At 63.3% G+C, this 4,915-nt stretch carries 4 protein-coding genes and 1 pseudogene (1 of these 5 running past the window's edge); all 5 read left to right on the top strand.

Going from position 1 to position 4,915, the window contains the following annotated elements:
- Positions 1-178: 178 nt before the first annotated feature.
- The gene (locus EOC06_RS25680; RefSeq protein WP_024501511.1) at positions 179-682 is read left to right on the top strand and encodes an Rrf2 family transcriptional regulator; all 504 of its coding nucleotides are present in this window, start codon (positions 179-181) and stop codon (positions 680-682) included.
- Between the two features lie 42 nt (positions 683-724).
- Positions 725-1,183, top strand: a complete 459-nt coding sequence (locus tag EOC06_RS25675) for a carboxymuconolactone decarboxylase family protein (protein ID WP_127269912.1) — start codon at positions 725-727, stop codon at positions 1,181-1,183.
- Positions 1,184-1,245: 62 nt separating this feature from the next.
- A complete protein-coding gene (locus tag EOC06_RS25670) occupies positions 1,246-1,623 on the top strand; it encodes a DoxX family protein (RefSeq protein ID WP_127382848.1) in 378 nt (125 codons plus the stop codon).
- Positions 1,624-1,737: 114 nt separating this feature from the next.
- Positions 1,738-2,799 (top strand): glycosyltransferase family 4 protein, encoded by a 1,062-nt coding sequence (locus EOC06_RS25665; protein ID WP_127396585.1) that lies wholly within the window; start codon positions 1,738-1,740, stop codon positions 2,797-2,799.
- A 47-nt stretch (positions 2,800-2,846) separates the two neighbouring features.
- Positions 2,847-4,915 (top strand): annotated as a pseudogene (locus tag EOC06_RS25660) (glycogen debranching N-terminal domain-containing protein); it runs 107 nt beyond the window's last position.

Genomic DNA, 4,915 nt, shown 5'->3' with positions numbered 1-4,915 from the left:
CCCTCATTGCCCTGCCGGGCATTTCTCCCCGTATAGTGACGGGGAGAAAGACGCTGTCATCGCCGATTTCGCCAATCACCAACGTATTCCTTTTTCGAAAGCGGACGACTCTGCATTTTCCTATTGCAGATAAGAATTATCCACGATACTATGTATCCACGATAAAGGAGCCGATCCAATGAAGCTGGGCGAGGGCGTTGAGGCAGCCATCCATTGCGCTGCCACGCTGGCGAGTGTGGAGGGGAACAGCACCATGCCTGGCGCTGCTCTCGCCGAGGCCTTTGGCCTGTCGCCTAGCTATCTGCTGAAGCATCTCAACATGCTGAGCGCCGCGCGCATCCTGGAATCGGTGCCCGGGCCTGCCGGTGGCTATCGGCTGGCGCGGCCGGCCGAGCGCATCACGCTGCTCGACATCGTGCTGGCCGTCGAGGGCCGCGAGCCGGCCTTCCGTTGCGGCGAGATCCGCCAGCGCGGTCCGGTGAAGCTCGATGCTTCAGCCTATGTCAAACCCTGCGGCATCAACGCGGCGATGCTGAAGGCCGAGCGCGCCTATCGCGCCGCGCTCGCCGAGACCAAGCTGTCCGATATCGTGGCCACCTATGCGGCAGAAGGCGATCCCAGGTCGCTTGCCGCGAGCTGCGCCTTCGTCGAGCGCCACCAGCGGCCGCAGAAATCCAGTTAACCCCGCCGACCCAAACCCAGGCAGATTTGAAAGGACAAGAAGATGAAACAGAGGCTGCAATTTTTCGCCAAGGCGCCGGAGATCATGAAGGCCGTGTCGGCGCTCAACAAGGCGGTGGACGAATGCGGGCTCGAGGTGAGCCTGCTGCACCTGATCAAGCTCAGAGCGTCGCAGATCAATGGCTGCTCGTACTGCGTCGAGATGCATAGCCGCGAGGCGAGGCGCGACGGCGAGACCGAGCAGCGGCTCTACCTGGTTTCAGCCTGGAAGGAATCGCCGCTGTTTTCCGAGCGCGAACGCGCCGCCTTGGCCTGGACCGAGGCCGTCACCCTGATCGCCAACAATGGCGTGCCGGACGAGCTCTATGCAAAGACGCTCGAGCATTTCTCGGAAGAGGAATTGGTCAAGCTGTCCGTTGCGCTCGGCATGATCAACACCTGGAACCGGCTGTGCATTCCGTTCCAGGCCATTCACCCGATGCCGGCGGCCAAGGCCGCCTGATTGTCCATTTATGTTGGGAGCGCCGTCGAAAGACGGCGCTCCACTTTCCAAGGGAGCGTTTGATGCCTGCCGATTTGCCTTCGACCTTGTTGTTTCTCGCTCGCCTGTTGCTCGGCGGCGCCTTCGTCTTCGCCGGCCTGCGCAACATCCAGAACGCGGCCTTCCTGACCCATATGATGGCCGCGCGCGGTGTGCCGCAGGCAAGATTGGCGCTGTGGCTCGGCATCGTGCTTCAGATCGCCGCCGGCGTGCTGGTCATCGCAGGATTGTGGACGGCACTCGCGGCCGCGGTGCTGCTGCTGTTCCTCATCGTCGCCACGCCGATGTTCCACAATTTCTGGGACCATCAGGGTCCGGACCGTGCGTCCCGCATCAATGGCTTCGTCGGCAATGTCGCCCTGAGCGGTGGCTTTCTGACCCTGATCGCGCAATCCGTTTGACGCACAGTTGCATGCCGACTGCGGCCTCTGGTGCCGACGGCTCGATCATAAAATCGGAACCAATCGAGGCGTTGACGCATTTCACACCTGCATGCCCAGCATCCAGGATGGAATATGAAAATCGCCCATGTCGCGCCGCTTTATGAATCGGTGCCGCCAAGGCTCTATGGCGGCACCGAGCGCATCGTCTCGTATCTAACCGAAGCGCTGGTCGATCTGGGCCATGAGGTGACGCTGTTCGCCAGTGGCGACAGCCAGACTTCCGCGACGCTGGTAGCCAGCCGGGAACGCGCGCTGCGCCTCGATCCGCGTCCGCTCAAATCCGAGATCGCTGCGCATCTTTCGATGCTTGCGCAGGTGAGGGACCGGGCGTCGGAGTTCGATGTCATCCACTTCCACCTCAGCCATTTCCTGCACTTTTCCTTCTTCGAGGATCTCGCCGACCGCACCGTGACGACGCCGCATGGCAGGCTGGATTATGTGGACCTGGCGCCGGCCTATGAACGGTTTCCGCGTTTTCCCCTGATTTCCATTTCGCACAGCCAGAAGGCGGGCCTTGCCAAGGCCAATTGGCTGGCGACGATCCATCACGGGCTGCCGACCACTCTCTACGAACCGACTTTCGAGACGACGGCGGAAGAACCCTACCTTGCCTTCCTCGGCCGGTTCTCACGCGACAAGCGCCCGGACCGCGCCATCGAGATCGCCTTGCGGTCGGGGCTCAAGCTGAAGCTTGCGGCAAAGATCGGCGACGACGACCGCGCCTATTTCCACGAGGTGGTCGAACCGTTGATCGACGGCGATCGCATCGTCTATGTCGGCGAGATCGAGGAGGACCAGAAGGCGGAATTTCTCGGCAAGGCGGCCGGCCTGCTGTTCCCGATCGACTGGCCGGAGCCGTTCGGGCTCGCCGCCATCGAGGCCATGGCTTGCGGTACGCCGGTGATCGCCTGGAATTGCGGTGCGCTGTCCGAGATCATCGATCAAGGCGTCACCGGTTTCATCGCTGACACGATGGATGGCGCGGTCGCCGCGGTGCCTGATTTGCTGCAACTCGACAGGCGCAAGGTGAGGGCCGTTTTTGAAAAGCGTTTTTCCGCTCGAAGAATGGCCGGCGACTATCTGGCCGCCTATGCACGCCTGATCGGCGTGCCGACCGAGGCGAAGGCGTCTTGAGCGACGTGCTCGAGCCACGACAACGAAACAACAGGGATCTTTGACGAATGGCCCAACTCGATGAGCGCCAGCTCGATCCTGCGGTTGCGCTTGCATCGCTCGACGCCACCGCACCTCGCGAGCCGCATCGGCTGTTTGCGCTCAAACAGGGCGATTGCTTCGCGGTTGCCGACGCCTATGGCGACATACGCGGAGCCGGCGACGGTTTCTTTCGCGACGACACACGGGTTCTTTCCGAGTTCCGGCTGACCGTCGGCGGCAGGCAGACATCGCTGCTCGGCGCCTCGCTCAGCCAGGACAATGTGCTGTTCACCACCAATTTGACCAATCTGCCGATACAGAGCGCCGGGGGACGCGACATCCCGCAGGGAGCCATCCACATCGAACGCGTCAGACTGCTCTGGCAAGACAGGCTGTTCGAACGCATCACCCTTTCCAATTACAGCCGGGAACACTCGACGATCAGCGTTTCCCTGCACTATTCCGCCGATTTCCGCGACATGTTCGAAGTGCGCGGCTCGACACGGCTGAAGCGCGGGCTGGCCCATGCCGCCGAAACAGACGCGACGTCGGTCCTGCTGCGCTATGACGGGCTCGATGGCCTGGCCCGCCTCTCTGCGATATCGTTCTCGCAGGCGCCGGACCAACTGACAGCCAACCGTGCCGATTTCCTGATCGCCGTGACCAAGCGCAGCAGGAAGGTGCTCTATGTCGAGGTCGGTCCCGAGGTGGCCGACAAGCCCGACCGCGACCGATTCCGCGCCGCTGCCGCACGCGCCCGCTTTGGCATGCGGGCCAAACGTCGCCATGGCGCGACGGTGCGCAGCTCCGGCCGTGTCTTCAACGATTGGGTCGAGCGCGCCCGCGCCGATGTCGCGCTGCTGACCACCGAACTGGCGACCGGCCCCTATCCCTATGCCGGCATCCCCTGGTTCTCGACGGCGTTCGGTCGTGACGGCGTCATCTCGGCGCTGCAGATGCTGTGGCTCAATCCCGGGCTGGCGCGGGGCGTGTTGGCCTTTCTGGCCCAGCATCAGGCGACCGAGACATCGCCGTTCAGCGATTCGCAGCCGGGCAAGATCATGCACGAGACCCGCAAAGGCGAAATGGTGGCGCTGCGGGAGCTTCCCTTCGGCCGCTACTACGGTGGCGTCGATACGACACCGCTCTACATCTATCTTGCTTGCGCCTACGCCGATCGTACCGGTGACATGGCATTCATCGACGGCCTGTGGCCTTCGCTGTGCGCGGCGGCCGAATGGACGGAGGAGGCGGGCCGGGAGACCGGATTCGTGACTTACCAGCGAGCGGCCGAGTCCGGCCTCGCAAACCAGGGATGGAAGGACAGTTTCGATTCGGTCTTCCATGCCGATGGCCGCATTCCCAAGGGCCCGATAGCCCTGGTCGAAGTGCAGGGCTATGTCTTTGCCGCCTTCCGCGGGCTGGCCAAGCTTGCCCGCCGCCGTGGCGAGGACGACAAAGCCGAACACTGGGAGGACCGCGCCGAGGCGATGCGGGTGGCGGTGGAACGCGATTTCTGGCTTGACGATCTCGGCTTCTATGCCCTCGCGATCGACGGTGCCGGCGAGCCCTGCAAGGTGCGGACCTCGAATGCCGGGCATCTGCTCTTTGTCGGATTGCCTGAGCCGGCGCGGGCCCAGATGGTCGCCGACCAGCTGCTTTCCGCCTCCTTCCATTCCGGCTGGGGGCTGAGGACGCTTGCCGACGATGCGGTGTTCTTTAACCCGATGTCGTACCACAATGGCTCGATCTGGCCGCACGACACCGCCATATGCGGTGCCGGCCTGGCGCATTATGGCGAGCGTGAAAGCGTGGTTCGCCTGATGAGCGGCACATTCGAATCCGCGGTCCATTTCAACATGCGGCTGCCCGAACTGTTCTGCGGGTTTACACGCGCGCCGGGCGAAGCACCCATCGCCTATCCCGTCGCTTGCCTGCCGCAAGCGTGGTCGGCGGGATCCGCCTTCATGCTGATGCAGGCCTGCCTTGGCCTGGAGATCGACGGCTGGGATGGCGAAATCCGCGTCACCCGCCCGAGACTGCCGATCGGCATCGACACGCTGACACTGCGGCACCTGGGCGTCGGCGACCGGGT

The organism is Mesorhizobium sp. M7A.F.Ca.MR.362.00.0.0, assembly GCF_004023175.1.
Lineage (GTDB): Bacteria > Pseudomonadota > Alphaproteobacteria > Rhizobiales > Rhizobiaceae > Mesorhizobium.
This window is presented reverse-complemented; position numbering and strand designations above follow the sequence as displayed.